This window comes from Streptomyces sp. NPDC047022 (assembly GCF_040644155.1).
Lineage (GTDB): Bacteria > Actinomycetota > Actinomycetes > Streptomycetales > Streptomycetaceae > Streptomyces.
Genome location: NZ_JBEYVV010000004.1, coordinates 209,501 through 234,769, shown reverse-complemented (window position 1 = coordinate 234,769; position 25,269 = coordinate 209,501). Strand labels below are relative to the sequence as shown.

Sequence of the window (25,269 nt, the reverse complement as noted above, 5' to 3'; positions counted from 1 at the left end):
GGACGCGGGCCGGGTCAGGGCCGGGCTGCGCGTCCGGGGCGTCCTTGGAGGTCCGGGAGCCGCTCCGGAAGTCCTTGACGCCGTTTCGGTTGCCGGCCGCAGCGCGAAGCCCTGCCCTGGTGCTCCACACCCGGGAGGTGTCCCCGCCGCTTCGCCGACACCCACCAATGTGCCGGACGCGTGTTAAGCGGGTGCTGCGTGGACGTGACGCGCTCGTACCACTTCCGGAAAGCTCATGTCCTCCCGCGTCACCCCGGGTTCGTCCGGCACGCCCGCTTCACCGGACGTTTGTCACTGCTTCGCGCCCTTGGCCAGGAACGCCAGGAGGTCCTGCCGGCTGACCACTCCGGTCGGCTTGCCCTCGACCAGGACGATCGCCGCGTCGGCCGCGCCGAGCACGGACATCAGGTCCTCGACCGGCTCACCGGAGCCCACCTGCGGCAGCGGCGCGGACATGTGCTTCTCCAGCGGGTCCTCCAGCGAGGCGCGCTTGGTGAACAGCGCGTCCAGCAGTTCACGCTCGACCACCGACCCGACGACCTCCGCCGCCATCACATCCGGGTGGCCCGCGCCGGGCTTGACGATCGGCATCTGCGAGACGCCGTACTCGCGCAGCACCTCGATGGCCTGACCGACCGTTTCGTCGGGGTGCATGTGGACCAGGGACGGGATGGCGCCACCCTCCTTGTCACCGAGCACATCGGCGACACGGGCGCTCGGACCGGTGTCCTCCAGGAAGCCGTAGTCGGCCATCCACTCGTCGTTGAAGATCTTGCTGAGGTAGCCGCGACCGCTGTCGGGAAGGAGCACGACCACCACATCGTCGGGGCCGAGCCGCTCGGCGACGCGCAGCGCCGCCACGACCGCCATACCGCAGGAGCCGCCGACCAGCAGCCCCTCCTCCTTCGCCAGACGCCGGGTCATCTGGAAGGAGTCCTTGTCCGACACGGGGACGATCTCGTCGGCAACGGTCCGGTCGTAGGCGGTCGGCCAGAAGTCCTCGCCCACACCCTCGACGAGGTACGGCCGCCCGGAGCCGCCCGAGTACACCGAACCCTCGGGGTCGGCTCCGACAACCTTGACCCGGCCGTCGCTGATCTCCTTCAGATAGCGCCCGGTGCCGGAGATGGTCCCGCCCGTGCCGACACCGGCGACGAAGTGGGTGATCTTCCCCTCCGTCTGCTCCCACAGCTCGGGGCCGGTCGAGTGATAGTGCGAGAGGGGGTTGTTGGGGTTGGAGTACTGGTCCGGCTTCCAGGCGCCCGGCGTCTCACGGACCAGCCGGTCGGACACGTTGTAGTACGAGTCCGGGTGCTCCGGGGCGACCGCGGTCGGGCATACGACCACCTCGGCGCCGTACGCGCGCAGCACATTGATCTTGTCGGTGGAGACCTTGTCGGGGCATACGAAGATGCACTTGTAGCCCTTCTGCTGGGCCACGATCGCGAGGCCCACGCCCGTGTTCCCGCTGGTCGGTTCGACGATCGTGCCCCCCGGCTTGAGCTCGCCGCTCTCCTCGGCCGCCTCGATCATGCGCAGCGCGATGCGGTCCTTCACGGAACCGCCGGGGTTGAAGTACTCGACCTTCGCGAGAACGGTCGCCTGAATGCCGGCGGCCACGCGGTTGAGCCTCACCAGCGGGGTGTTGCCGACCAGGCTGATCATCGAGTCGTGGAATTGCACCGTTGTCTCCGGTTGCTGCAAAAGGGGTGGTCGTGATGGTTACGCCAGGGTAAGCGGTCGCGCGGCCCGCGGGTCGGCAAACGCGGGCCATCCCAGGCCGATCACGCACGGTGGGGATTGGGGGACAGGGCGTACGGGGCAAGCAGTGGTTGTACGGCTACGAGGAGGTGGCGGCGGCGCATGTCGAGCATGTCCAGAGCGAGGGTGGCCCGGCGCATCGCGGCGGGCGCGGCATACGGCGGCGGCGGGATCGGCCTGGTGGGTGCGGCCGCCGTCGGGCTGCTGGTAGCCGAGGTGCAGATGGCCAAGCGCCACGTCGGCAACGGGCACAGCCCGTATCCGCCGAGCGCGGACGGCCTGTACGGATGGGAGTCTCCCCACTCGGGCCGGACCGGTGCGGGGGCTGGGTACACCGCCCTGGACGACCCACCGCTGCGGCTGGTGATGCTCGGCGACTCCACTGCCGCGGGGCAGGGGGTGCGCCGCGCCCGCCAGACCCCCGGCTCCTTGCTCGCCTCGGGGCTCGCCGCGGTGGCGGAACGACCGGTGGACCTGCAGGTCGTCGCCCTCCCGGGGGCCCAGTCGGACGACCTGGACCGCCAGGTGGCGCTCGTGCTGGAGAACCAGGACCAGGTTCCGGACATCTGCGTGATCATGATCGGCGCGAACGACGTCACCCACCGGATGCCCGCGACACGATCGGTGCGCCATCTGTCGGCGGCGGTGCGCCGGATGCGTACGGCCGGCGCGGAGGTGGTGGTGGGCACCTGCCCCGACCTCGGCACGATCGAACCGGTCCAGCAGCCGCTGCGCTGGCTGGCCCGCCGGGCCTCCCGCCAGCTGGCCGCGGCCCAGACGATCGGGGTGGTCGAGCAGGGGGGCCGTACGGTGTCGCTGGGCGACCTGCTGGGCCCCGAGTTCGAGGCCAATCCGCGTGAGCTGTTCGGCCCGGACAACTACCACCCTTCGGCGGAGGGCTACGCGACGGCGGCGATGGCGGTCCTGCCGACCGTCTGCGCGGCTCTCGGCCTGTGGCCGGCGGAGGAGGAGCGCCCGGACGCCTCCCGTCGCGAGGGCTTCCTGCCGGTGGCCCGCGCCGCGGCAGAGGCGGCGTCGGAGGCGGGCACGGAGGTCACCGCCGCGATGCCGACGGGCCCCCGGGGCCCATGGGCCCTCCTCAAACGCCGTCGCCGCCGGCGCCTGCCCACCCCGGACGAAACCCCGGCCACAGCGCCGGAGCCCACGGCCTGACCCCACGGAGCCCACGACCCCGCTGTCGCGGCGGGGGCTGCCGCCGCACCGGGCGGCAGCCCCGCGGCCGCGCCGCCGGGGCGCGCGGTGAGCCAGGGGGCCTGCTGCCTGGCCATTTCCCGGCTGAACCGCCAACGGGGATAAGCAAGCGCTTAGAAAAGTGCGGCCCGAGTCACACCCCACAGCCCGTGACCTCCACCGTACGTACGGGTAACTTCCCCTACAGCCCTGCCCTTCCTCGTGCAATGGAGCCGTGATGCCCGAAGCCGTCATCGTGTCGACCGCCCGCTCCCCCATCGGCCGTGCCTTCAAGGGCTCCCTGAAGGACCTCCGCCCCGACGACCTCACCGCCACGATCATCCAGGCCGCCCTGGCCAAGGTGCCCTCGCTGGACCCGAAGGACATCGACGACCTGATGCTCGGCTGCGGCCTCCCCGGCGGCGAGCAGGGCCACAACCTCGGCCGCATCGTCGCCGTGCAGATGGGCATGGACCACCTTCCGGGCTGCACCATCACCCGCTACTGCTCGTCCTCCCTGCAGACCTCCCGTATGGCCCTGCACGCCATCAAGGCCGGCGAGGGCGATGTCTTCATCTCCGCGGGCGTCGAGATGGTCAGCCGCAGCATCAAGGGCTCCTCGGACGGCCTCCCGGACACCCACAACCCCCTCTTCGCCGAGGCCGAGGCCCGCACCGCCGCCGTCGCCGAGTCCGAGGGCTCCGACTGGCACGACCCGCGCGAGGACGGCCTGATCCCCGACGCGTACATCGCGATGGGCCAGACCGCCGAGAACCTCGCCCGCCTCAAGGGCGTCACGCGCGAGGAGATGGACGAGTTCGGCGTCCGCTCGCAGAACCTCGCCGAGCAGGCCATCGCCAAGGGCTTCTGGGAGCGCGAGATCACCCCGGTGACCCTCCCGGACGGGACGGTCGTCAGCACGGACGACGGCCCGCGGGCCGGGGTCACCATGGAGGGCGTCTCCGGCCTCAAGCCGGTCTTCCGCCCCGACGGCCGTGTCACGGCCGGCAACTGCTGCCCGCTCAACGACGGCGCCGCCGCCGTGGTGATCATGAGCGACACCAAGGCGCGTGAGCTGGGGCTGACGCCGCTCGCGCGGATCGTCTCCACCGGTGTCTCCGGGCTGTCCCCCGAGATCATGGGCTACGGCCCGGTCGAGGCCAGCAAGCAGGCACTTCAGCGGGCCGGCCTCACCATCGACGACATCGACCTCGTCGAGATCAACGAGGCCTTCGCCGCCCAGGTGATCCCCTCCTACCGCGACCTGAACATCCCACTGGAGAAGCTGAACGTCAACGGCGGCGCCATCGCCGTGGGCCACCCCTTCGGCATGACCGGCGCCCGCATCACCGGCACGCTCATCAACTCCCTCCAGTGGCACGACAAGCAGTTCGGCCTGGAGACGATGTGCGTCGGCGGTGGCCAGGGCATGGCGATGGTCATCGAGCGCCTCAGCTGACCACGTCGCGCCACCCCCGGTGTGCGGCCCGGAACCCTGCCTGCCAGGGTTCCGGGCCGATTTGTGACCCAACCTCCCCCAGGATGTGACCTATCTCCTTCCGGACGGGATATACGCAGGTCAAGGTGGTTTCACGGGAAACATCAGCACCAGTCGACTGTCCGTTTCGTGACGTTACGCACTGACAGTTGGTTAGTCCGGCCTTCAAGCTGATGTAGGAAGTCGAGGGTCGACTTTGAACCGGGAGTACGTCAGTGAGCGCCATGCCGATAGTCCTGCTGCTCACCACGGCCGCGACCGCGGGCGTGGGCGTCGCCGTCCTGCTCAGCGTGCGCTCGCTGCGCCGGCAGGTCTCAGCCCTGCACGGTGAACTCGCACAGAGCCGCGCCGCGCAGGCGCACGGCCTGGTGCCCGCCGCCCGTTCCGCCTCCGGCACGGAGGAGATACGCGCCGCCGTGGCCGATGCGCTCGCCGAGGAGCGGGAGCGGGAGCTCGCCGAGGCGCGCGCCTTCTGGGCGGCCCAGGAGGCGCATGACATCGCCGACGCCCCCACCCTGCTCGGGCTGCCCGAGAACGACCTCTTCCTGCCCCGCCCGTCGGACTTCGCGGGCCTGGAGCACGACAGCCTGGAGCCGGTGAGCGAGCCCGCCTCCGAGGAGAGCGAGTTCGCCGCGGGCACGCCCCTGGACGGTCTCTTCGGAGGCGAGTCGCCCGAGCTGGCCGCGGCCCGCCGCCGCCACCCCTCCCACCCGGACTTCGTGCCCTCCCCGTCGCCCGTCGTGGGCGACTACGAGCGCACGGTCTCCCGCCTGGAGAAGCTGGCCGCCGCGCGCACCGAACTCGCCGACGTCCGCCCGGGCCCGCTGGGCACCCTGGATGTCTATGTCTTCGTGGACGGTACGACGCTGTGCATGACCCCGGGGCACCGTGAGACCGCGGAGCGCCTGGCCACCGCCCTGGCCGACGGAAACACCCCGGTCCTGCTGGGCGGCTCCGGCGTCTCGGGCGCCTACGCGCTGACCTTCGAGTGCGGCGAGGAGAACGTCTACGTCCTCGCGGACCGCGTCATCGCGTCCCTGTAGCACCCGCGGGTCACCGAGGCCCGTAGCACCCGCGTGTTGCCGAGGCTTCCGCGTCCTCGGGTTCCTCGCGGTCCTCGCGGTTCCTCGCGGTCCTCGCGGTTCCTCGCGGTCCTCGCGGTCCTCGCGGTTCCTCGCGGTCCTCGCGGTTCCTCGCGGTCCTCGCGGTCCTCGCGGTTCCTCGCGGTCCTCACCAGCCGAAGGCCGCGGGAGGACCGTTTCCAGGACCGCGCGCAGGCGTCACACCCCTCACACACCGGCGCGCTTCTGCGCCTCCTCCACGAGCGCCACGGCCTCGTCAAGTTGCTGCGAATCATTCAGGACGATCGCGAGATCGTGTCCGGCGACCGTGATCTGGTCCGCAGCCGCGAACATGCCCGCGTCGGGCATCTCACGGGGTTCGGCCGAGGGGTCCTCGATGAGTTGGGCACGCCGTGCCAACTCCCTGGCCAGAGCGAGTGCCTCGGCCGCCGCACTCCGCTGCAGCCGGCTCTGCGGCGCGGCCCGCAAACGGTCGGCGAAGTGATCCACGGCCCGAGTCAAAGGCGTCGTATCAAGCACGCCGCGAGACTACGCGTCACAACACGACTGTTGCCAACAGGCGAACGCTCAGGCACGGTGACCTGAAGGACCGGCTTCATCGAGTGCGTCCGGAGGCGCCGATGTCCCAAGTCTTCTCCGAGGAGACCCATCGCAATCTGCTCGCCCGTATCCCTCACTGCACCGGTCGTGAAGTCTCCGACTGGCTTCGCACCGTCGACGAAGGCCCCGCTCTCTGCTTCGAGGAGAAGCTCAGCTGGCTCCGGCACGAGCACAATCTCGCGTACGGCCACGCCAAGGCGATCATTCACGAATACGACCTGAGGAGGGCCGCGCGCAAACTGCTCTGAGCGCGCACCGCTCGCAGCAAGCCCTACGTCCGAAGGGCCCGCGAACCGTGGTTCGCGGGCCCTTCGGGGTGTTCGGTGCGGTGCGTCAGTCCCTGCTGAAGATGGCCACCAGCCGCAGCATCTCCACGTAGATCCACACGAGGGTCATGGTCAGACCGAACGCGGCCAGCCAGGCCTCCTCGCGCGGAGCGCCGTACGCGATGCCGTCCTCGATCTGCTTGAAGTCGAGGGTCAGGAAGAACGCGCCGAGCAGGATCGCGATGACACCGACGAGCGCGCCCAGCGGGCCCATGCTGCGCAGCCCGCCGTCGGGGGCGACGCCGAAGACGACCAGCAGCAGGTTGACCGCCATGGTCAGGACGAACGCCATGGCGATGGCCATGCCGATGCGGGCGTATCGCGCGGTCACCCGGATCCAGCCCGCCTTGTAGACGAGCAGGGTCGCGCCGGAGATCGCCATCGTGCCGAGCACGGCCTGGAAAGGCGCGCCGTGCCACTGCGCGTTGTACATCTCGCTGATGACGCCGAGGAAGACGCCCTCGAAGGCGGCGTATCCAAGGATCAGCGCGGGCGTCGGGGTCCGCTTGAAGGACTGCACCATCGCCAGGACGAACGCGACGAGCCCGGAACCGATCGCCAGGCCGAAGCTGGTGGCGGTGATCGGCAGCAGGGCCCAGGCGAGGACCGCGCCGACGACGACCGTGCCGAGCGTCATCGCCGAGCGCACGACGACGTCGTCCATCGTCATCCGGCCGGTGGCGGCCGGGGCCTGCGGCGGGGCGCCGTACTGGGTCTGCTGGGCGTAAGGGTTCTGCGCGTAGGGGTTACCGCCCGCGTACGGGTTCTGCGCATACGGGTTGCCCTGCGTGCCGACTGCGGCTCCCCCGGCCTGCGGCGCGGTGTTGAAGCCCGCGTAGCCGTTGTCGCGGCTGAACCCCCGTCGCGAGAAGACCGGGTTGCTGCTCCTCATTTCACTCCTCCATGGCCACTCTGACGTGGTCTTGGCTCAAGAGTAATAGGTAGGCAAAGGGGCGACCCTACTGCCTGGGGAGGATCTTTCCCTCCTCCTTGCGCGCAACACGCTACGCCTGACCATGATTCCCAGCACGGGAGCGTCTCATCCATGACCAAGCTGGGACAGATTCGAGACCGGCCGCTGATCGGCGAGTGAGGGGCGAGTGAGGGGCCCCTGCCGGGGTTCACCCATGTGGACGCCTCGCGCCGAGGCGGCGTCCGGCGCGAACCGGTGACGGGCATGCCGGGACGGGGCTCCCGGGTTCGGGTTCCCGGGAGCCCCGTCAGGCCGTGCCCATCCGGTCAGCTGTGGGCCCGTCAAGGGTCCGCGGTCAGTGCGTGCCGGTCACCTTCATCGTGGCGGCGAGCGCCGGGACGGCGTACGGCGAGTCGGTGTCGACGGTCAGACCGCTCGTGTACGTGCCGGCCCGGTCGACCTCGCCCGCGTTCAGGGTGACTCGTACCATCACCGCGGCGCCCGGGGCGACGGTGACGGTGTGCGGCGCCGACAGCCAGGGGGCGGCGCCCGAGCTGCCGCAGTCGCCGTACCCCGGCAGCTGCTCGACGCCGGTGACCGGATCGCTGCCCGCGTTCGCACCGCCGACGACGTACAGTCCGCAGGCGCCGCTGCCGCGGTAGACCATCGCGTCGGCCGTCGGCAGGGCCGACCAGGAGTCGGTGACCGGGTCGTACTCCTCGGCCTGGTTGGTCAGCTGTCCGCCGGTGACACCGCTGACCAGCTGAAGCCGCCCGCCGGAAGAGGCAGAGGCCATCGCCCAGTTCGGGTACGGCAGGTCGGCCCGCGCAGTCCACGCGCCGGTGACCGGATCGAAGGCGTACGTCGCCGTCGTCTCCTTGCCGCTGACCGGATCGGTCCCGCCGGCGCACACGACCTGGCCGTCGATGCCGGCGCAGGAGAACCACGAGTCGGTGATCGGGTAGTTCGCCACCTGGCTCCAGGTGTTGGCCCTGGGATCGTAGACGTAGGTCGCCTGCGAGGCCGGGAAGCAGTTGCCGCCGCAGCCGGCGACCACATAGAGCCGGCCGCCGAGGACCGCCGTGCCGCCCGCGACGACGCCCGCGGGGAGCGACGCCACCGAGGACCACGAGTCGTGCTTCGGGTCGTAGCGGTACGCCGCGGTCGAGGCGTTGCGGTTGCTGTCCCAGCCGCCGACGACGTAGATCTCGCCGTCGACCGCCTCCACGCCGGGCTTCTCCAGCTTCTCCGGCATGTTCGCCAGCCGCTGCCAACCGCCGGTGGCCGGGTCGTGGACGTAGGCCTTGAACAGCAGGTTCGCGCCGTCGGTCCCGCCGAACACGTAGACCTTCCCGTCGAGTGTCACCGTGCCGCTGTCCATTACCGGTGTCGGGAGGACATCGGCGGTCGTCCACGCGGTGGCGCCCGCCACGGTCGTCGCGCCGGTCGGGCCCGTCGGTACCCCGCCTCCGTGCGTGTCACCGGCGAGCAGCGACCCACGGGTGAAGTCGCCACCGGCGTGCCGGACCGGTGCGCCGGTGGCGGGCTTGCCCGCCTGCCCCGGGTGCGAGTCCGGCGTGTAGGAGCCGTCCTGCGGGTCGAGGACGACGTGGACGGGTGCCGTGCCGGTGTTGCGCAACGTCACGGTGCGGTACGCCGACCGGCCCAGCGGCTCGGTGACCTGCGGTGAGCCGCCCGAGACGCTGAGCCGGCCGGCACCCAGGCCCCAGTCCTTGCGGGTGACCTGGTCGCGGGCGACGGGGACCTTCGCGGTCGAGTCCGTGTACGCGCCGTCCATGACTCCCAGCGTGGTCCGGCCGGAACTGTCGGCGGCCGAAGCGGGCGCGAAGAGCTCGTAGGCGCCGTCGGCCGTCGTGGCCGTCGGGGTGCCGGCCACGCTGACGGTGGCGCCGGAGAGTGCCTTGCCGGTGTTGGCGTCATCGACGGCGCCGGCCACGAGCCCGCCCGAGGCGGCATCGCAGGAGCGGTTGCCGATGAAGACGTCGTCGACCTTCCAGAACCACGAGTGGACCGCGTCGTACCGGAACCGGACCCGCACGTCGCTCTTGCCGGCGGCCTGGGGGAGCGCGACGGCCTCGGGGCCGTAGGAGATCGTGCGGGCCATGTGCCAGACCGAGGTCCAGGTCCGGCCGCCGTCGACGCTGACCTCGACGTAGGCGTTGGAGTTGTAGCGGGGTGACATGAAGGAGTTGTCGAAGGAGACGATCGGGGTGGCATCGCCGCTCAGGTCGAGCGCCGGCGAGACCAGGCTGGTCGTCTCCTCGGTGTCGACGCCGCCGTCGCGGGAGTCGACCTCGGCGAACCGGCCGGTGCCGCCGGTGTCGTTGCCGTAGTGGCCCGGGTCGTCGAAGCGCCAGGTGATCCCGGAGCCGCTGTCGTCGGTGACCGTCCAGCCATGCTGCGGCGTTGCGCCGGCCCAGCCCTCGAAGTCGGTCGTGGTGCCGTCGTATCCGAAGCGGTAGCCGAGCGTGGTGCAGGCGCTCGCGTCCACGGGCAGCGACACGTTGCGGCGTACGTCGCCGGTGCCGACTGCGACGGTGTCGTCCGCCGTCCTGTAGCCCGGCAGGGTCGACGAGACGTGCAGCTTGTAGTTCCCGTCGTCCGGCAGCCGGACGGCGTACCGGCCGGTGACCGGGTCGGTGTCCACCGCGCCGCCGGGGTAGCCGTCGACGGTGATCGTCGCGGCGAGCGGCCAGCCGTGGCCCGACGCGTCGGTGACGGCCCCGGAGACGAGGTGGGTGGGCAGGGCGCGCAGCGTGAAGGACTTCTTCGCCGTGAGCCCCTCGGTGACCTTCAGCGTGGTGGTGGCCGTCGCGTAGCCGAACCGCGCGACGGTCAGGGTGTAGTCGCCCGGCGCGGGGGCGATCGTGTAGCCGCCCGACGCCTCGGTCTTCGCGGTGTAGCTGCGGCCGTCCGCGTCGGTGGCGGTGACGGAAGCGCCCGGGACCGGGCCGTTGGCCGTTCTCGAGCCGGTGCCGCGCACGGTACCGGTGACCAGACCGTGCGGGCCCTGGCGGAACGCGCCGACACCGGCGGGCGAGCCGAGCCCGGTCGGACCGTCCCAGCCCTTGCGGGCGTTGCAGAGCTGGTTGCCGCAGTAGCCGTCGGAGCCGGCGGTGACGTCGGTGAGGTCACCGGCGTTCGTGTCGTTGTACGGGTAGGTCACCGGGTAGGTGCCGGGCGTCGGGGTGCCCGCGAGGGCGTACATCGCGGCGACGAGCGGCGAGGAGAGCGAAGTGCCGCCGACCTGGAGCCAGCCGCCGACGGCGGGGTTCGAGTTGTAGATGCCGAGGCCGGTGGCCGGATCGGCGTCCGCGGACACGTCGGCGATGGCACGCCTGTCGCAGCCGGTGTCGAGGCCCTGCTGGTACGCCGGCTTCGGCTCGACGCTCGAGCAGCCCGAGCCGCCTCTGTCCCAGGCCGCCTCGGTCCAGCCGCGGGCGGTGGTGCCGTCGCGGGTCAGCGTCGTCCCGCCGACGGCGACGACGTTCCCGTTCGACGCCGGCCAGTTGACGATGTTGCCGTAGTCGCCGCTGGATGCCGTGACAGCGATACCGGGGTGGTCGTAGTCGTGGTCGTACGCCGTCGCGAGGCTGCCCCCCTCTCCGGGGATGCCGTAGGAGTTGGAGATGGCCACGGGGTGGTGGGCGGCGGCGGTGTTCTCGGCCTGGCCGAGGTCGTCGACGCCGGCGGAGTCGGCCTCGACGAGCAGGATGTGGCACTGCGGGCAGGCCGCGGAGACTGCGTCGAGGTCGAGCGCGGTCTCCATGGACCAGTCGGCGTCCTCGGGCGGGAGGTTGTGGCCGCCGTTCTGGTCGAGCTTGGTGAAGCAGCCGTTCGCCGTCGTGCACGCGGGAAGGCCGTAGGTGCCGCGGTAGACGGCCAGATCGGCCTCGGCGGTCGCGTAGCCGCCGGCGTCGACGATGGCGACCGTCTCGCCCGAGCCGCCCGTGGGCAGATGGTAGGCCGCCCTCATGTCGTTCGGGGTGAGGGCGTTCGCGGGCGGGGTGGACGAGCCCGCGGCCAAGGCGCCGTGAGTGTTGGTCACGCCCATGAGGTCGCAGGTGGCGTAGGGCGCGTCACCCTTCTGCTCGGAGGCAGGCAGGGGGACGGCGCATCCGGCGGGCTTGTAGGTCGCTGTGCTCTGCGGGGTGCCGCCGGCCGGGGTGGGCGCCGCTTGCGCCGGGGCGCCGGCCATCAGGCCTGACGCCACCGCGCAAGCGACCGCCGTCACAGCGGCCCATATGCGTATTGGTCTGTGCATCGCTCTTCTCGGAAGTGTGCGTCGGCCGGGCCGACTCGAGTGGGGTGCTGGTCAGACCGGCCGGTACTCCACGCCCGTCTTCCGCCGGTACTCGCGCGGCCCGTCCGCGCCTGCCGTCGGGGCCGGATCGACGGTGGTGTCCTGACCGTCGGCGGAATCCTCGAGGGAACCGTCGACGGGGCCGAACGCCGGCTCCTCGCCGGACCGTTCGGCGCCGTTGCCAGAAGTCATCGTGGCTGCTCCGTTCTGTCCCAGAGCCAGCAGTGAACGCGGCACGGCGATCACACGGCAATGGGCAGAACTACCCGGGAAACTCCCGCACGGTCACCCGTGGCTACCCCGTCGAAGTCGGCGGCTGCGGCACGTTCCCCGGCAGCGGCACGTCACCCGACTCCACGGCGGCGACGGCGAGCGCGGTGCGCGAGGGCGCTTGCCGTTTACGCATCGCGGAGTGGACGTGCTTCTCGACGGTGCGGGGCGAGAGCCCGAGAACGCGGGCGATCTGCGCGCTGGTCCGGCCCTCGACGAGCAGGCGCACCACGTCGAGTTCACGCGGCGAGAACTGGTCGCCGTAGCCGGGCCGGCCCGACCGCGCTCCGGCCCGGACCCCCTCGTCCGCGAGGGTACGCCGCACCCGGTCCGCGTCCTCGGTCGCGCCGAGGGCGGTGAGGCCGCCGAAGACCTCGCGGAGCAGGCCGACGGCCCGGTCCCGCTCGCCGACGGCGAGGTGACAGCCGGCCGCCGCCTCGCGGGCCAGCAGGGCGTCGTACGGTCTCGGAAGGGCGGCCCAGGCGGCGCCCGCCTCCTCGAAGAGCCCGGCGGCGCCGGCGAGGTCACCGCCGGCACGGGCGAGCAGGGCCGCGGTCAGTCGGCGGGCTGCCGTAGCCACCGGCGCATCCAGGTCTCGTGTGCCCGCCGCGAAGGCCTCGGCCGCGCGGACGGCCTCCCCGGCGCGTCCGTCTTCGAGCAGGGCGCGGACCCGGAGCGGGGCGATCTCGGCGGCCCAGAGCCAGAGTCCCTTGGCCTCGACGAGCCGCCAGGCGGCATCGGTGGCGGCCAGTGCCTCTGCGGGGTGACCGGCGGCGAGCGCCAGCCGTGCGAGCACGGCGGACGGATCGCGGGACCCGTCGGCGGGGCCGCGCGGACGCCCGGCCTCGATGGCGGCGCGGACCCGCTCCTGTGCCCGCCGGTGGTCGCCGCGAGCGACGTCGAGCAGGCCGGCCAGCAGCAGTGCGTCAGCGCGCAACACGGGTTCGTCGGCGTCAAGTGCCAAGGACCCCCACTCCATCGGGGCCGCCCAGTCGCCGGTGAGCCAGTCGAGGTGGGCGAGGGTCGCCCCGACGAGGTCGCGCAGGCGCAGGTGCTGGTGCTCCTCGGCCAGGGCGGCGGCCGCTTCGAGCCGGCGCCGGGCGTCGTCGTAGCGGCCCCACAGCATCGCCGCCTCACCGAGGTTGGCGAACCCCCGGGCGCGCTGCAGCACCTCGCCTGGGGTCTCCCCCTCGACCGGCAGGTCACGCGCTGCCGCCCAGCCGGCGGGGTCGCCGAGTACCAGGAGCGTGGCGGCGCGGTCCATAAGAAAGGAGAGCCGCTCCTCGGGCGACGGACCGGGCCGGGCCTCGATGAGACGCCCGGCGTGCTCGAGCCAGGCTCGGTGATGCGCCGCGGGCCGCGCGGTACCGACCGGGCGAGCGAGCATCATCATCGCGTGGACCGCGGCGCCCGGCCGCTCCTGGACCAGCCCCGGCACGGCCCGCTCCATCTCTACCGAGGCGGCCTCCACATCACCGACGTGGAACATCAGCCGCGCCAGCTGCCAGGTGGTCTCGGTCCGCTCCTCGGACGTGAGTTCACCGGCGGCGGTCTCACGCAGCACGGCGACGAGCTCGCGCAGCGGCCCGTTTCCGGATGCGGCGTACAACGGCATGCGCTGCACCAGACGAGACACTTCCGCGCCACGGACGGCGCCGCCGGCAAGGAGGTCGAGGAGCAGCCCGAACGCTGTACGCGGGTCGCCCGACGAAATCGCGTGGTCCGCCGCCTGCTCGGCGTACGCCGCCCAGCGGTGCGGGTCGCCCGCCTCCCGGAAGTGCCGGGACAGCTCGGCGACGCGGCGTACCGGCTCCCCCTCGAGGGCTTCCCCGGCGCGGAAGTGGAGGCGGCTGCGCTGAATGGCGCCGAGGGCGTGGTAGACACTGCGCGCGGCCAGCACGTGACGGAACCCCACCCGGGCATCGCGCTCCTCGTGCAGCAGCCCGCCGGCGAGGGCCTCGGCCAGACCGTTCTCCGCCTCTTGCACGGGTATGCCGGCGACCTCGGCGACGAGCACCGGAGACCGCTCACCCTCGAGCACGGCGAGCGCGGCCAGCACCGCGCCGGCCGCGGGCCCGAGGCGGGAGGTCCGTTCGAGCACGGCGTCACGGATGCTGGGCGGCACGTCGAGCTCCTCGACGTCGCGCCGCAGCCACGCGCCGTTCTCACAGACCAGGTCCGCGCGGTCGTAGAGCAGACGGACCGACTCCTCGATCGCGAGCGGCAGCCCGTCCGTGTGGCCGTGGAGGAACTCGGCGAACTCCACCGAGACCGGCTCCCCGCCGAGCATCGAGGACACCAGGTCCGCTGTCCCGGCGGTGTCCAGGGGCCCGGGTTCCACACGGGTTACGCCGGACTGCGCGACCAGCCGGCGCAGCAGGGACTCCGGGCGGACGTCCTCGGGCCGGTGGGTGAGGACGAGACGCGGGCCCCGCTCCCGCCGGGCTCGCAGGAACAGCAGAAGCTCGAGCGTGGTCTCGTCGGCCCAGTGGGCGTCCTCCACCACGAGCAGCCCGACGCCGAGGGCGTCGATGAGCTCGACGAGTGCGCGCAGCAGCCGGTGCCGGGCGGACGCGGCGTCGGGCAGCGGCCCGGGCGCGGGCGGGAGCTGATCCGCCCATTCCGGGAAGACCGGCCGCAGCGCCCCCGCCAGTCCGGTGAGCGGCAGGCCGGCGACGCGCTCGGTCAGCCGGCGTACGCCGTCGACGACCGGGCCGAGCGTGTATGGCTCCCGGAACGGCGGGCACACCGCGACCAGCGCCGTCTCCCGGCGCCGCCGCAGGAGCTCGTGGAGCAGCCGGGTCTTCCCGATCCCCGCCTCACCCGCGACCACGACGAGGGCCGGCCGCTCGTCGAGAGCCTGGTCGAGCGACGATAGGTCGCGCTCGCGGCCCACCAGCCGGGGTACGGCGAGGCCGGGACGGCGTGCCGGCGTGCCGGCATCCTCCGCTGCACTCATCCGCGTCTCCGATCCGTCCCGGTGCACCCATTCTGCAGGTCGCCCTTTCCGGCCCTCGTCCTGGTGTGCTGCGCGCCCGTTGCGGGCGGATTCCTTCGCTCGGAGCAACGTCGGTGAACGGAGACTTCGATGGGCCGGGTGAGCGCCGCCATCGATGGAGACCGATCGGTTCACCACCGCTGCCAGGGCCTGGCCGGATGGCAGCAACGCAGCGCCGGGGGCAGGCTTGGAAGCCGGGGCGAGCAATGGAGGAGTGGTGGGCAGGCTGGTCGTCGTAGGAGTGGATGGCTCGTCGTCGAGTCTGGACGCGGTGGCGGAGGCCGCCACGGAAGCCCGGCGGCGTCATGCGGAGCTGCGTGTGGTGCACGCCTTCAGCTGGCCTGTCAGGCCGATGTATGCGCCGCTGGACCCGTCACCGCTCGATCGCCTGGTGCACGAGGCCGCGCAGCATGCCCGGAGCGTTGCGCCCGAGGTGGAGGTCACCGAGGCCATGGCGACCGGCGACGCGGTGGCGGTGCTGGAGGCCGAGTCGCGAGCCGCGGACCTGGTGGTCGTCGGCTCCCGGGGTATGGGCGGTTTCATCGGCATGCTGCTGGGATCAACGGCGGTGTCCCTGGCCTCCCACGGTCTGTGTCCGGTGATGGTGGTCCGCGAGAAGCCGGTCGACGCCGGACCGATCGTGCTGGGTGTCGACGGCTCCCCGGCCGGCGACAAGGCGGTCGACTTCGCCTTTGCCGAGGCGACGTTGCGCGGTACCGGGATCGTGGCTGTGCACGCGTGGCTGCCGGACTACGCGCCTCCCGGCGGGAGCCCCGAGGGCGCGGAGCGTCTGCTGGCCCAGGCACTCGCCGGCCGCACGGAGACGTATCCGGACGTCACGGTCAGACAAGACGTGGTGGGCGGCGAAACCCGCGAGGTATTGATCGAGGCGAGCAAAACTGCCCAGCTCCTGGTCGTCGGAGCGAGAGGGCGTGGCGGCTTTGCCGGACTGCTCCTGGGCTCGGTGAGCCAGGCGCTGCTGCACCACGCGCACTGCCCGGTCACCGTCGTCCGCGGCAAGCCATGACCCATGCGGTGCGGGACGCCCGTCCCATGAGCTCTTCCCGTCCCGACGGCCGTGATCGGCGCCCTGGCCGGGGCCGGCCCGCAGGTACGGGTGGTGCCCGGAACCGGACTTGAACCGGTACGCCCGCGAGGGGCAGCGAGGTTTAAGCTCGCCGTGTCTGCATTCCACCATCCGGGCAGGCCGTGGGCCAGGCATCAAGCACTCCGAGCCTATCGGCGTGCATCACCCGAACAGGGGCCAGGCGACGCGATGTTGTCTTATTTTATTGATGCCTGAGGGGGCATCAGCCCCTGGTAGGGGCCGTCCGCACTTGCCACTAGCGTTTCGGGTGACGACGGCTCATGTATGCGGAATGACGGAATTTCACCGCCTTGAAGGAGAGCTGTCGGTGCTCCGCGTTCCGGCATGACCAACCGCTTTCCGGCCAGGACGGGTCCCGGGGAACCCGTGGGGGTAGGGCGTCATCCCCAGGTATGACCGGCAGGGGCCCGGTCCGACTCGAGACGGCCCTCCGAACGGGAGCAGCGGCTGACTACAGGCGGCGCATCGCGAACGACGATGGAACGGTCCTCTTCACCGTCGTCCCGACAGGAGCATCCCCCCGTGACCAGCACTCCCCTCGCCGACCGGACCACCACCGTGGCTGCCCGCGCCACGGAACTGTCGAAGGTCTACGGACAGGGCGAGACCCAGGTGGTGGCCCTCGACCGCGTCACCGTCGACTTCCAGCAGGCACAGTTCACGGCGATCATGGGGCCCTCGGGCTCGGGCAAGTCGACACTGATGCACTGCGTGGCCGGGCTCGACTCCTTCTCGTCCGGTTCCGTCCGCATCGGTGACACGGAACTGGGCACGCTGAAGGACAAGCAGCTCACCAAGCTGCGCCGGGACAAGATCGGCTTCATCTTCCAGGCGTTCAACCTGCTGCCGACCCTGACCGCGCTGGAGAACATCACGCTGCCGATGGACATCGCGGGCCGCAAGCCGGACAAGGCGTGGCTGGACCTCGTGATCCAGATGATCGGGCTGTCCGGGCGGCTGAGCCACCGGCCCTCGCAGCTGTCCGGCGGTCAGCAGCAGCGCGTCGCGGTGGCGCGGGCGCTGGCCTCCAAGCCGGAGATCATCTTCGGTGACGAGCCCACCGGAAACCTGGACTCGCGCTCGGGCGCCGAGGTGCTGGGCTTTCTGCGCAACTCGGTACGCGAGCTCGGGCAGACGGTGGTGATGGTCACCCATGACCCGGTGGCGGCGGCCTACGCGGACCGGGTCGTCTTCCTGGCGGACGGGCGGATCGTCGACGAGCTGCACGAGCCGGACGCGGAGGCGGTGCTGGACCGGATGAAGCGTTTCGACGCCAAGGGCCGCACCAGCTGAGGCCGCTCGCCCCGGCCCCCGGATCACCCCACGCGCCGCCGAGCGCCCCCATCCCACCCGTCGCACAATCCTGCCCTGGAAAGACACATGTTCCGTACCGCCTTGCGCAACGTGCTCACGCACAAGGCCAGGCTGCTCATGACCGTGCTCGCCGTAATGCTCGGCGTGGCGTTCGTGTCGGGCACCCTGGTGTTCACCGACACCATCTCCCAGGCCTACCAGAAGAGTTCCGCCAAGGGATTCGACCAGGTGGACGTGGCCATCCAGCCGGAGGGCGCCGCGGACACCGGGGACAAGGTCGCCAAGCAGCCCCAGCTGACGCAGGCCCTCCTCGACAAGGCCGCCAAGGCGCAGGGCGCCGACAGCGCCATCGGCGTCGTGAGCGGCTTCACCGCCATCGCCGACAAGGACGGCAAGCTCATCGGCGGCGGATTCCGCTCGCAGGGCGGGAACTACTGGGGGGCCAAGGACCGCCGCTATCCGCTCGTCCACGGGCACGCCCCGAAGGGCGTGGGCGAGGTCCTCATAGACTCCGAGACGGCCCGGCGCGCCGGATACAACGTCGGCGACACCGTGCGGATCTCGGTCGACGGCCCGGTCCTGACCCCGCGGATCGCCGGCGTCTTCACCACCGACGACGGCAATGTCGCCGCGGGTGGCAGCCTCGCGCTCTTCGACACGGCCACCGCCCAGCGTCTGTTCCACAAGCCCGGCGCGTACGACGAGATCGATGTGAAGGCGGCCTCCGGCACCAGCCAGATCGCGCTGCGCAACGCCCTCGACGGGATCATCCCCAAGGACACCGCCTACACCACCACGGGCCAGCAGCTCGCCGACGACCAGGCGAAGCAGATCGCCGACGCCACCAGCGGCATGCGCACCGCGCTGCTGGCCTTCGCGGGGATCTCGCTGTTCGTCGGCACCTTCATCATCGCCAACACCTTCACCATGCTGGTCGCCCAGCGCACCAAGGAACTCGCCCTGCTGCGCGCCGTCGGCGCCTCCCGTCGGCAGGTCACGCGGTCCGTGCTCATCGAGGCGTTCGTGGTCGGCGCGGTCGCGGCTGTCACCGGTCTGGTGGCGGGCATCGGTATCGGCGCCGGACTGCGCGCCCTGGTGGGCCAGTTCGGCGGCACGGTCCCGGACGGCCCGCTCGTCATCGCCCCGGGCACGATCCTCGCGGCCCTCGCCGTCGGCGTCCTGATCACCATGCTGGCGGCCTGGCTGCCGGGCCGCCGCGCCGCGAAGATCCCGCCTGTGGCCGCGATGAGCAGCGTCCACGCCAAGGCCACCACCAAGTCCCTGGTGCTGCGGAACACCATCGGCGCCCTGCTCGCCTCGGCGGGCGTCGTCGCCGTCCTGTACGGCACCACGCTCAGCGCCTCGGACGCCAAGGGCCCGATGGGTCTCGGCGCCGCGCTCCTGGTCATCGGCGTCTTCGTGCTCACCCCGCTGCTGTCCCGACCGCTCATCGCCGCTGCCGCGCCGCTCATGCGGGTGTTCGGCATCTCCGGAAAGCTCGCCCGGCAGAACTCGGTGCGCAACCCGCGCCGTACCGCCGCGACCGCCTCCGCGCTGATGATCGGCCTGACCCTGATCACCGGTCTGACGGTGATGGCGGGCAGCCTCCAGCAGGCGATCGACAAGAAGGCGTCCTCCGCGATCAAGGCGGACTACGTGGTGTCCATGGCGAACGACAACAACCTCGCGCCCGGCGTCGAGAGGGCCCTGGCGTCCGCCGCGGGCGTGACCGCGACCAGCCCGCTGCGGGGCGCGCCCTCCCGCGTCGACGGCCGGTCCTCCGAGTATCTGACCGGTGTCAACGGTGCGAACATCGCCAAGCTGACCAACCTGACCCTGGACAGCGGCACCTTCGAGGTCGGCGGCTCCCGGGCCGTCGTGGACGACGAGACCGCCAAGGACCACCACTGGAAGGCGGGTTCCCGGTTCACGCTGGCGTTCGAGGACGGCGCGAAGCGGCAGATGACGGTGTCCGGCGTCTACCAGAGCACCGAGATGATGCGCGGCATCATGCTGGACAACGCCACGCTCTCCCCGCACCAGAGCGACCCGTCCGACCGCCAGATCATGGTCAAGACCTCGTCGGGCGCCACGGCTTCCGCCAAGGACGCGCTGGTGAAGGCGCTCGGAGACAACCCGGCCATCAAGATCCAGGACAAGAAGGACATCTCCAACGCCATCGGCCAGGTGTTCACGCTGATGCTGAACATGCTCTACGGCCTGCTGGCGATGGCCGTGATCGTGGCGGTCCTCGGCGTCATCAACACCCTGGCCATGTCGGTCTTCGAGCGCTCCCAGGAGATCGGGATGCTGCGCGCGATCGGCCTGGACCGCAAGGGCATCAAGCGGATGGTCCGGCTGGAGTCCCTGGTCATCTCGCTCTTCGGCGGAGTGCTCGGCATCGGCCTGGGCGTGTTCTTCGGCTGGGCGGCGGGCAAACTGCTCGGCACGGCACTGCCGACGTACGAGCTGGTGCTGCCCTGGGGCCGGATGGCCGTCTTCCTGCTCCTCGCGGGACTGGTCGGCGTACTGGCCGCACTGTGGCCGGCCCGGCGCGCGGCCCGTCTCAACATGCTCAGCGCCATCAAGGCGGAGTAGCGGCGGCGGCGATGCCGCAGGAGCCCCGTCCGGCGTTCGACGTCCGGGCGGGGCTCCTGCCGTCCTGTCGGACGTGCTCGGTGGATCAGTTCCAGGTACGGGCACGCAATGGCATCCCGGATGCGCCCGGCCCTGGCGTCCGTACCGCGAGGACCTGGTTGACCCCGATGCGGTTGCGTTCGAAGGCGAGCGCCGAGGCCGCCATGTACAGCCGCCAGACGCGAGCGCGGCCCGGGCTGGTCAACTGCTGCGCCCTCGCCCACTCGGCCTCCAGACCGGCGACCCAGCGGCGCAGCGTGAGGGCGTAGTGCTCCCTGAGCGACTCGACGTCCCGGACCTCGAACCCGGCGCGCTCCAGCTGGGTCACCGTGGTGCCGACGGGGGCGAGCTCCCCGTCGGGGAAGACGTACGCGTCGATGAACGTGTCCACGTTGTACGTGGTCTCGTCCCGCTGGGGCCGCCGCGCGATCTGGTGGTTGAGCAGCCGCCCGCCCGGCTTGAGGAGGCGGTACAGATCGCAGGCGTACTGCAGGTACCGCTGCGCGCCCACGTGTTCGGCCATGCCGATGGAGGAGATCGCGTCGTACGGGCCGTCGCCGACATCCCGGTAGTCCTGCACCCGGATCTCGACGCGGTCGGCCAGGCCCTCCTCCGCGACCCGCTTGCGGGCGTACGTGGCCTGCTCCTGGGAGAGGGTGACGCCCACGACGCTCACCCCGTGCTCACGGGCCGCGTGCAGGGCCATGGAGCCCCAGCCGCAGCCGACGTCGAGGAGCCGCTGGCCGGGCTTCAGGTCGAGCTTGCGGCAGACGAGTTCGAGCTTGTCGCGCTGCGCGTCCTCGAGGGTGCCGTCGGGGCTGCTCCAGTAGGCGCACGAGTACACCATGGACGGTCCCAGGACGAGCTCGTAGAAGTCGTTCCCCACGTCGTAGTGGTGGCTGATGGCCTGCTTGTCGCTGCGCCGGGTGTGCAGATGACGGCGCGCCTTGCGGACCTCCTCAGGGGGCGGCGGGGGTGGCGGGAAGGGGCCGGCCATCCTGGCGAGGCCGCGGACGGCGGCGCGGACGTCGGGGTCGCGGACGGCCTGGACGAGGGTACGGGCGTCGTCGCCGCGCTCCCAGATGAGTCCCGCGAGAAGACCGAGGGTGGAGTAGAGGTCTCCGTCGATGCCCAGGTCACCGGCGACCCAGGCGCGGACCAGGCCCAACTCGCCCGGCTTCCACAGCAGGCGGCGCAGGGCGCGGCGGTTGCGTACGACGAGGACCGGTGCGCCGGGCGGACCGGCCTCCGATCCGTCCCAGGCGCGGATGCGCACCGGGAGTGGATCTCCCAGCAACTGTTCGACGAGGCTCTTCAACCGCGGCGCGGCATCGGCCATGGTGCACACCTCCGATGGGGCGTCCCCTGCTCAACGGAGTCGAGAGCTCGGGGAAGGGAGTCTCGGAATGTCCCCCACCACGAAAACACCTGCGGCGCCCGGCCGCAGTCCCCCGTTGGCGTTACGGCTCGGCAAAAACAGCTGCATACACCACGCAAGTCCCCGGGGCCGGGGCCTCTCAGCCCATGATCCCGCTGATCCCGCACGGGAGAGCCGAAGAACCCTCCTGCCGCCGCACGGGAATGCCGAAGGGCCCCCCGCACCACGGATGGCGGGAGGCCCTTCGGCTGGATCGGTGACCGGGCGTCAGGACGCCTTGGCCTTCTCCTCGGTCTTGACCGGCGCGGCGGCGACCGGCGCCGGCTTGGCGGCCTCGTAGAACTCCTCGCGCGGCGACTCGATCGCGCCGAGCGAGACGACCTCGCGCTTGAGGAACATGCCCAGCGTCCAGTCGGCGAAGATCCGGATCTTCCGGTTCCAGGTCGGCATGGCCAGACCGTGGTAGCCGCGGTGCATGTACCACGCCAGACGACCGCGGAGCTTGATCTTCATATTGCCCATGACGATCATCGCGACGCCCTTGTGGAGGCCGAGGCCCGCCACCGCGCCCTTGTTCGCGTGGCTGTACTCCTTCTGCGGGAAGCCCCGCATACCGGAGACCACGTTGTCGCCGAGCACCTTGGCCTGGCGCAGAGCGTGCTGGGCGTTCGGCGGGCACCAGGCGTTCTCGTTGCCCGCCTTGCGGCCGACCATGTCCGGAACCTGGGCGTTGTCGCCCGCGGCCCAGATGTAGTCGGTGCCCTGGACCTGAAGCGTGGCGGCGGTGTCCACGTGACCGCGCGGGCCCAGCGGGAGGCCGAAGCGGGCGAGGGCCGGGTTCGGCTTGACGCCGGCCGTCCACACGATGGTGTTGGAGTCGACCTCGAGGCCGTTCTTCAGCACCACGTGGCCGTCCACGCAGGACTCCATGGAGGTGGAGAGGTAGACCTCGACACCGCGGCCCTCGAGGTGCTCCTTGCCGTACTGGCCGAGCTTCGGACCGACCTCGGGGAGGATCTTGTCGGCGGCGTCGACGAGGACGAAGCGCATGTCCTCGCGGGACACGTTCTTGTAGTACTTGGCCGCGTCGCGGGCCATGTCCTCGACCTCACCGATGGTCTCCGCGCCGGCGAAACCGCCGCCGACGAAGACGAAGGTGAGCGCCTTGCGGCGGATCTCCTCGTCGGTGGTGGAGTCGGCCTTGTCGAGCTGCTCCAGCACGTGGTTGCGCAGACCGATGGACTCCTCGATGCCCTTCATGCCGATGCCCTGCTCGGCGAGGCCGGGGATCGGGAAGGTGCGGGAGACCGCGCCGAGCGCGATGACGAGGTAGTCGAAGGGCAGCTCGTACGCCTCGCCCACCAGCGGGGCGATCGTGGCGACCTTGCGGTCCTGGTCGATGGTGGTGACCCGGCCGGTGAGGACCTCCGCCTTGGGGAGCACGCGTCGCAGCGGGACGACGACATGCCGCGGGGAGATGCTGCCGGCGGCGGCTTCGGGGAGGAAGGGCTGGTAAGTCATGTACGAGCGCGGGTCGACGACCGTGACGGTCGCCTCGCCGTAGCGCATCTTCTTGAGAATGCGACGAGCTGCGTACAGGCCTACGTACCCACCGCCTACTACGAGGATCCTGGGACGCTCCGTGGTGCTCATGCCATCGAGTATCCACCCGCCCCCGGGGGGTCGCTCGTGCGCCCCTTCACAAGCTTAGATGAGGTGTCTGCTACACTGCGCGACCCAAGTGACCAAGGTCATGGCGCCACAGGGGAACCGCAGTGTAGTGCGAACCATTGTCAAGGCCCTGTGAGCTGCCCGTCCTGACTCCCGGGGGATCCATACCGGGCCTTTACAACGCCCCCGGACGAACCCTCGGAACCGCTCGCGTGAGCACCTCCATGACCCCCTTGAGCCCCCCGGATGGCCCAACGAACCCCAAAGGTCCCCCAGCAGGGGCGATTTCCTTGTGAAGAACTTCACGAAGGTTTCTGGCGAGGGTGCTTCGGACGCCCCCGGAGACCCCGGAGGTCCGCTCACAGGCCGCCCGACCTGCCCAAAGAAGCTACCGGTCGGTAGATCCCGCGTCACGTGTACACCGCGCCGCGCAGTCGTGCCGATCGCGGATTTCGAGGTGCTGGAACAAGCGGCCGACGTGCTGCCGGGCAAGGAAGCGGAAGCCATGTCGGCCGAAGGCCGCCGCCGGAACGCCGGACCGCAGGAACATCCGAACAACGGAACATCCGGACAACGGGCCGCCCGGAGCCTACCGGCCCGGGCGGTCGCCGCACCTGGAGTGTCACTCGTCGCCGGGTGCCACGCTCCAGGCGATGCCGTCGAGGATGTCGTGTTCGCTGACCACGACCTCGGCGGCTCCGGTTCGTTCCATGATGGCGAGCAGAACGAGGGCGCCCGCGCCGATCACGTCCACGCGGCCCGGGTGCATGGAGGGGATCGCCGCGCGTTCGGCGTGCGTGGAGCGCAGCAGCGCACCTGTGATCTCGCGGACGCGTTCGGCGGAGATCCGGGAGTGGTGGATCCGCGTGGAGTCGTACTCCGGGAGGTCCTGGGCGATCGCCGAGAGCGTCGTGACCGAGCCCGCGAGACCGACCAGCGTCCGCGCCTCGCGCAGCGGGACCGTCTGCTCGGCGAGGTCCAGCGCCGCCTCTACGTCGGACCGTATGGCCGCGATCTCCTCCGGGGTCGGCGGATCGGAGACGGCGCCGTCGTGCACGAGGTGGCGCTCCGTCATACGCACACAGCCGATGTCGACGGACCGCGCGGCACGCACATGCTCCTCGCCGACGACGAACTCCGTGGAGCCGCCGCCGATGTCCACGACCAGGAAGGGTCCGGCGAGGTCCGTACGGCCCGCCAGTTCCCGGGTGGCGCCCGTGAAGGAGAACTCCGCCTCCTGGTCACCGGAGATGACCTCGGGCTCGACACCGAGGATCTCCAGCACCCCCCGGACGAATTCGTCCCGGTTCTCCGCGTCGCGGGAGGCGGACGTCGCGACGAAGCGGAGCCTCTCGGCGCCGTGCTCCTTGATGACTTCCGCGTACTCCCGGCAGGCGGCGAACGTGCGCTCCAGCGCCTCAGGAGCGAGCCGTCCGGTCCGGTCCACGCCCTGCCCGAGCCGCACGATCGTCATCCGCCGGTCCAGCTCGACGAGTTCACCGGTGGCCGGGTCGGCGTCCGCGACCAGGAGGCGGATGGAGTTGGTGCCGCAGTCGACGGCGGCCACGCGTGTCATTCGTCGTCCTCCCCCGAGCCGGCGGGCCCGGTCCCCGGCCATCCGGTGTCGGTCGTCTCCACCTGGCAGTCGTCACCGGACCGCGGACCCCCGGGGATCACGCACGACCCCTTGCGCCACCACTCGGGCAGCATGGCGATCGCCTCGTCGCCCAGCGGGTTGACGCCCGGGCCCGCGACCAGGGAGTGCGCCACGAGCACATGCAGGCACTTCACCCTGTCCGGCATGCCGCCCGCGCTCGGGAACCCCGGGAGCACCTCGATGGTGTCGCGGCGCGCGATGTAGTCCTCGTGCGCGGCCCGGTAGGCGGCGGCCAGTTCCGGGTCGGCCGCCAGGCGCTCCGTCATCTCCTTCATGACGCCGTTCGCCTCCAGCGTGCCGATCGCGGAGGCGGCGCGCGGGCAGGTCAGGTAGTACGTCGTCGGGAACGGTGTGCCGTCGGGGAGCCGCGGCGCCGTCTCCACGACGTCCGGCTGTCCGCACGGGCACCGGTGCGCGATCGCGCGCAGCCCGCGCGGCGGACGGCCGAGTTGCTGCTTGATGGCGTCGATGTCCGCGTCGGTGGGCTCGGTGCTCGGGGTGGGCGGCGGAAGGGTTTCCATGGGTGTCTTTCAGGCTGTCT

General features: G+C 71.3%; 17 protein-coding genes, 1 tRNA gene and 1 pseudogene. 8 read left to right on the top strand and 11 right to left on the bottom strand.

The genetic code is table 11. The features are described 5' to 3' along the window. Positions 1 to 291: 291 nt before the first annotated feature. The gene (locus tag ABZ845_RS07730) at positions 292 to 1,683 is read right to left on the bottom strand and encodes a cystathionine beta-synthase (protein ID WP_360974279.1); all 1,392 of its coding nucleotides are present in this window, start codon (positions 1,681 to 1,683) and stop codon (positions 292 to 294) included. A 180-nt stretch (positions 1,684 to 1,863) separates the two neighbouring features. Here ABZ845_RS07730 and ABZ845_RS07725 point away from each other — a divergent pair, with 180 nt between their 5' ends. From ABZ845_RS07725 to ABZ845_RS07715, 3 genes are all read left to right on the top strand, one after another. Beyond that, complete coding sequence (locus ABZ845_RS07725; protein ID WP_360974276.1) at positions 1,864 to 2,934, top strand: SGNH/GDSL hydrolase family protein; 1,071 nt, start codon at positions 1,864 to 1,866, stop codon at positions 2,932 to 2,934. Positions 2,935 to 3,190: 256 nt separating this feature from the next. Next, on the top strand, positions 3,191 to 4,411 hold the full coding sequence (locus tag ABZ845_RS07720) for an acetyl-CoA C-acetyltransferase (protein ID WP_360974273.1): 1,221 nt from the start codon (positions 3,191 to 3,193) through the stop codon (positions 4,409 to 4,411). 263 nt (positions 4,412 to 4,674) lie between these two features. After that, the gene (locus tag ABZ845_RS07715; RefSeq protein ID WP_360974463.1) at positions 4,675 to 5,493 is read left to right on the top strand and encodes a hypothetical protein; all 819 of its coding nucleotides are present in this window, start codon (positions 4,675 to 4,677) and stop codon (positions 5,491 to 5,493) included. 246 nt (positions 5,494 to 5,739) lie between these two features. Here the strand turns inward: ABZ845_RS07715 and ABZ845_RS07710 are convergent, their stop codons facing one another. Next, a complete protein-coding gene (locus tag ABZ845_RS07710) occupies positions 5,740 to 6,051 on the bottom strand; it encodes a hypothetical protein (protein ID WP_360974271.1) in 312 nt (103 codons plus the stop codon). A gap of 101 nt (positions 6,052 to 6,152) precedes the next feature. On the opposite strand from ABZ845_RS07710, the gene ABZ845_RS07705 reads away from it, so the two are divergent. After that, the gene (locus tag ABZ845_RS07705; protein WP_360974268.1) at positions 6,153 to 6,380 is read left to right on the top strand and encodes a DUF4287 domain-containing protein; all 228 of its coding nucleotides are present in this window, start codon (positions 6,153 to 6,155) and stop codon (positions 6,378 to 6,380) included. A gap of 85 nt (positions 6,381 to 6,465) precedes the next feature. Here ABZ845_RS07705 and ABZ845_RS07700 read toward each other — a convergent pair whose 3' ends face one another. The 4 genes from ABZ845_RS07700 to ABZ845_RS07685 form a co-directional block, all read right to left on the bottom strand. After that, on the bottom strand, positions 6,466 to 7,350 hold the full coding sequence (locus ABZ845_RS07700; protein ID WP_360974265.1) for a Bax inhibitor-1/YccA family protein: 885 nt from the start codon (positions 7,348 to 7,350) through the stop codon (positions 6,466 to 6,468). Positions 7,351 to 7,726: 376 nt separating this feature from the next. After that, entirely contained in the window at positions 7,727 to 11,605 is a 3,879-nt protein-coding gene (locus ABZ845_RS07695) for a kelch repeat-containing protein (protein ID WP_360974262.1), read from the bottom strand. 102 nt (positions 11,606 to 11,707) lie between these two features. Continuing rightward, positions 11,708 to 11,887, bottom strand: a complete 180-nt coding sequence (locus ABZ845_RS07690) for a hypothetical protein (protein ID WP_360974259.1) — start codon at positions 11,885 to 11,887, stop codon at positions 11,708 to 11,710. A 103-nt stretch (positions 11,888 to 11,990) separates the two neighbouring features. Beyond that, complete coding sequence (locus tag ABZ845_RS07685; RefSeq protein ID WP_360974256.1) at positions 11,991 to 14,924, bottom strand: AAA family ATPase; 2,934 nt, start codon at positions 14,922 to 14,924, stop codon at positions 11,991 to 11,993. A 256-nt stretch (positions 14,925 to 15,180) separates the two neighbouring features. Here ABZ845_RS07685 and ABZ845_RS07680 point away from each other — a divergent pair, with 256 nt between their 5' ends. After that, on the top strand, positions 15,181 to 15,990 hold the full coding sequence (locus ABZ845_RS07680; RefSeq protein ID WP_360974253.1) for a universal stress protein: 810 nt from the start codon (positions 15,181 to 15,183) through the stop codon (positions 15,988 to 15,990). 91 nt (positions 15,991 to 16,081) lie between these two features. Here ABZ845_RS07680 and ABZ845_RS07675 read toward each other — a convergent pair. Next, positions 16,082 to 16,167 (bottom strand) — tRNA-Leu (locus ABZ845_RS07675). A 426-nt stretch (positions 16,168 to 16,593) separates the two neighbouring features. Here ABZ845_RS07675 and ABZ845_RS07670 point away from each other — a divergent pair. Next, a complete protein-coding gene (locus tag ABZ845_RS07670) occupies positions 16,594 to 17,364 on the top strand; it encodes an ABC transporter ATP-binding protein (protein ID WP_360974250.1) in 771 nt (256 codons plus the stop codon). Positions 17,365 to 17,451: 87 nt separating this feature from the next. Then, positions 17,452 to 19,983, top strand: a complete 2,532-nt coding sequence (locus ABZ845_RS07665; RefSeq protein WP_360974247.1) for an FtsX-like permease family protein — start codon at positions 17,452 to 17,454, stop codon at positions 19,981 to 19,983. An 85-nt stretch (positions 19,984 to 20,068) separates the two neighbouring features. On the opposite strand, the gene ABZ845_RS07660 is transcribed toward ABZ845_RS07665, so the two are convergent. Together ABZ845_RS07660 and ABZ845_RS07655 are read right to left on the bottom strand one after the other, a co-directional pair. Next, positions 20,069 to 21,361, bottom strand: coding sequence for a cyclopropane-fatty-acyl-phospholipid synthase family protein (locus ABZ845_RS07660; protein ID WP_360974244.1), 1,293 nt, complete (start codon positions 21,359 to 21,361; stop codon positions 20,069 to 20,071). Positions 21,362 to 21,667: 306 nt separating this feature from the next. Then, entirely contained in the window at positions 21,668 to 23,053 is a 1,386-nt protein-coding gene (locus tag ABZ845_RS07655; protein ID WP_360974241.1) for an NAD(P)/FAD-dependent oxidoreductase, read from the bottom strand. A gap of 448 nt (positions 23,054 to 23,501) precedes the next feature. On the opposite strand from ABZ845_RS07655, the pseudogene ABZ845_RS07650 reads away from it, so the two are divergent. Next, positions 23,502 to 23,591 (top strand): annotated as a pseudogene (locus tag ABZ845_RS07650) (prevent-host-death protein); the annotation flags it as partial. A 102-nt stretch (positions 23,592 to 23,693) separates the two neighbouring features. On the opposite strand, the gene ABZ845_RS07645 reads toward ABZ845_RS07650, so the two are convergent. Both ABZ845_RS07645 and ABZ845_RS07640 read right to left on the bottom strand, forming a co-directional pair. After that, positions 23,694 to 24,647 carry a Ppx/GppA phosphatase family protein gene (locus ABZ845_RS07645; protein ID WP_360974238.1) on the bottom strand — a complete coding sequence of 318 codons (954 nt, stop codon included), beginning with the start codon at positions 24,645 to 24,647 and terminating at the stop codon, positions 23,694 to 23,696. After that, positions 24,644 to 25,249: a DUF501 domain-containing protein gene (locus ABZ845_RS07640; protein ID WP_360974236.1), complete on the bottom strand. Its 606-nt coding sequence runs from the start codon at positions 25,247 to 25,249 to the stop codon at positions 24,644 to 24,646. Before ABZ845_RS07640 ends, ABZ845_RS07645 begins: the two co-directional genes overlap by 4 nt. Positions 25,250 to 25,269 lie beyond the last annotated feature (20 nt).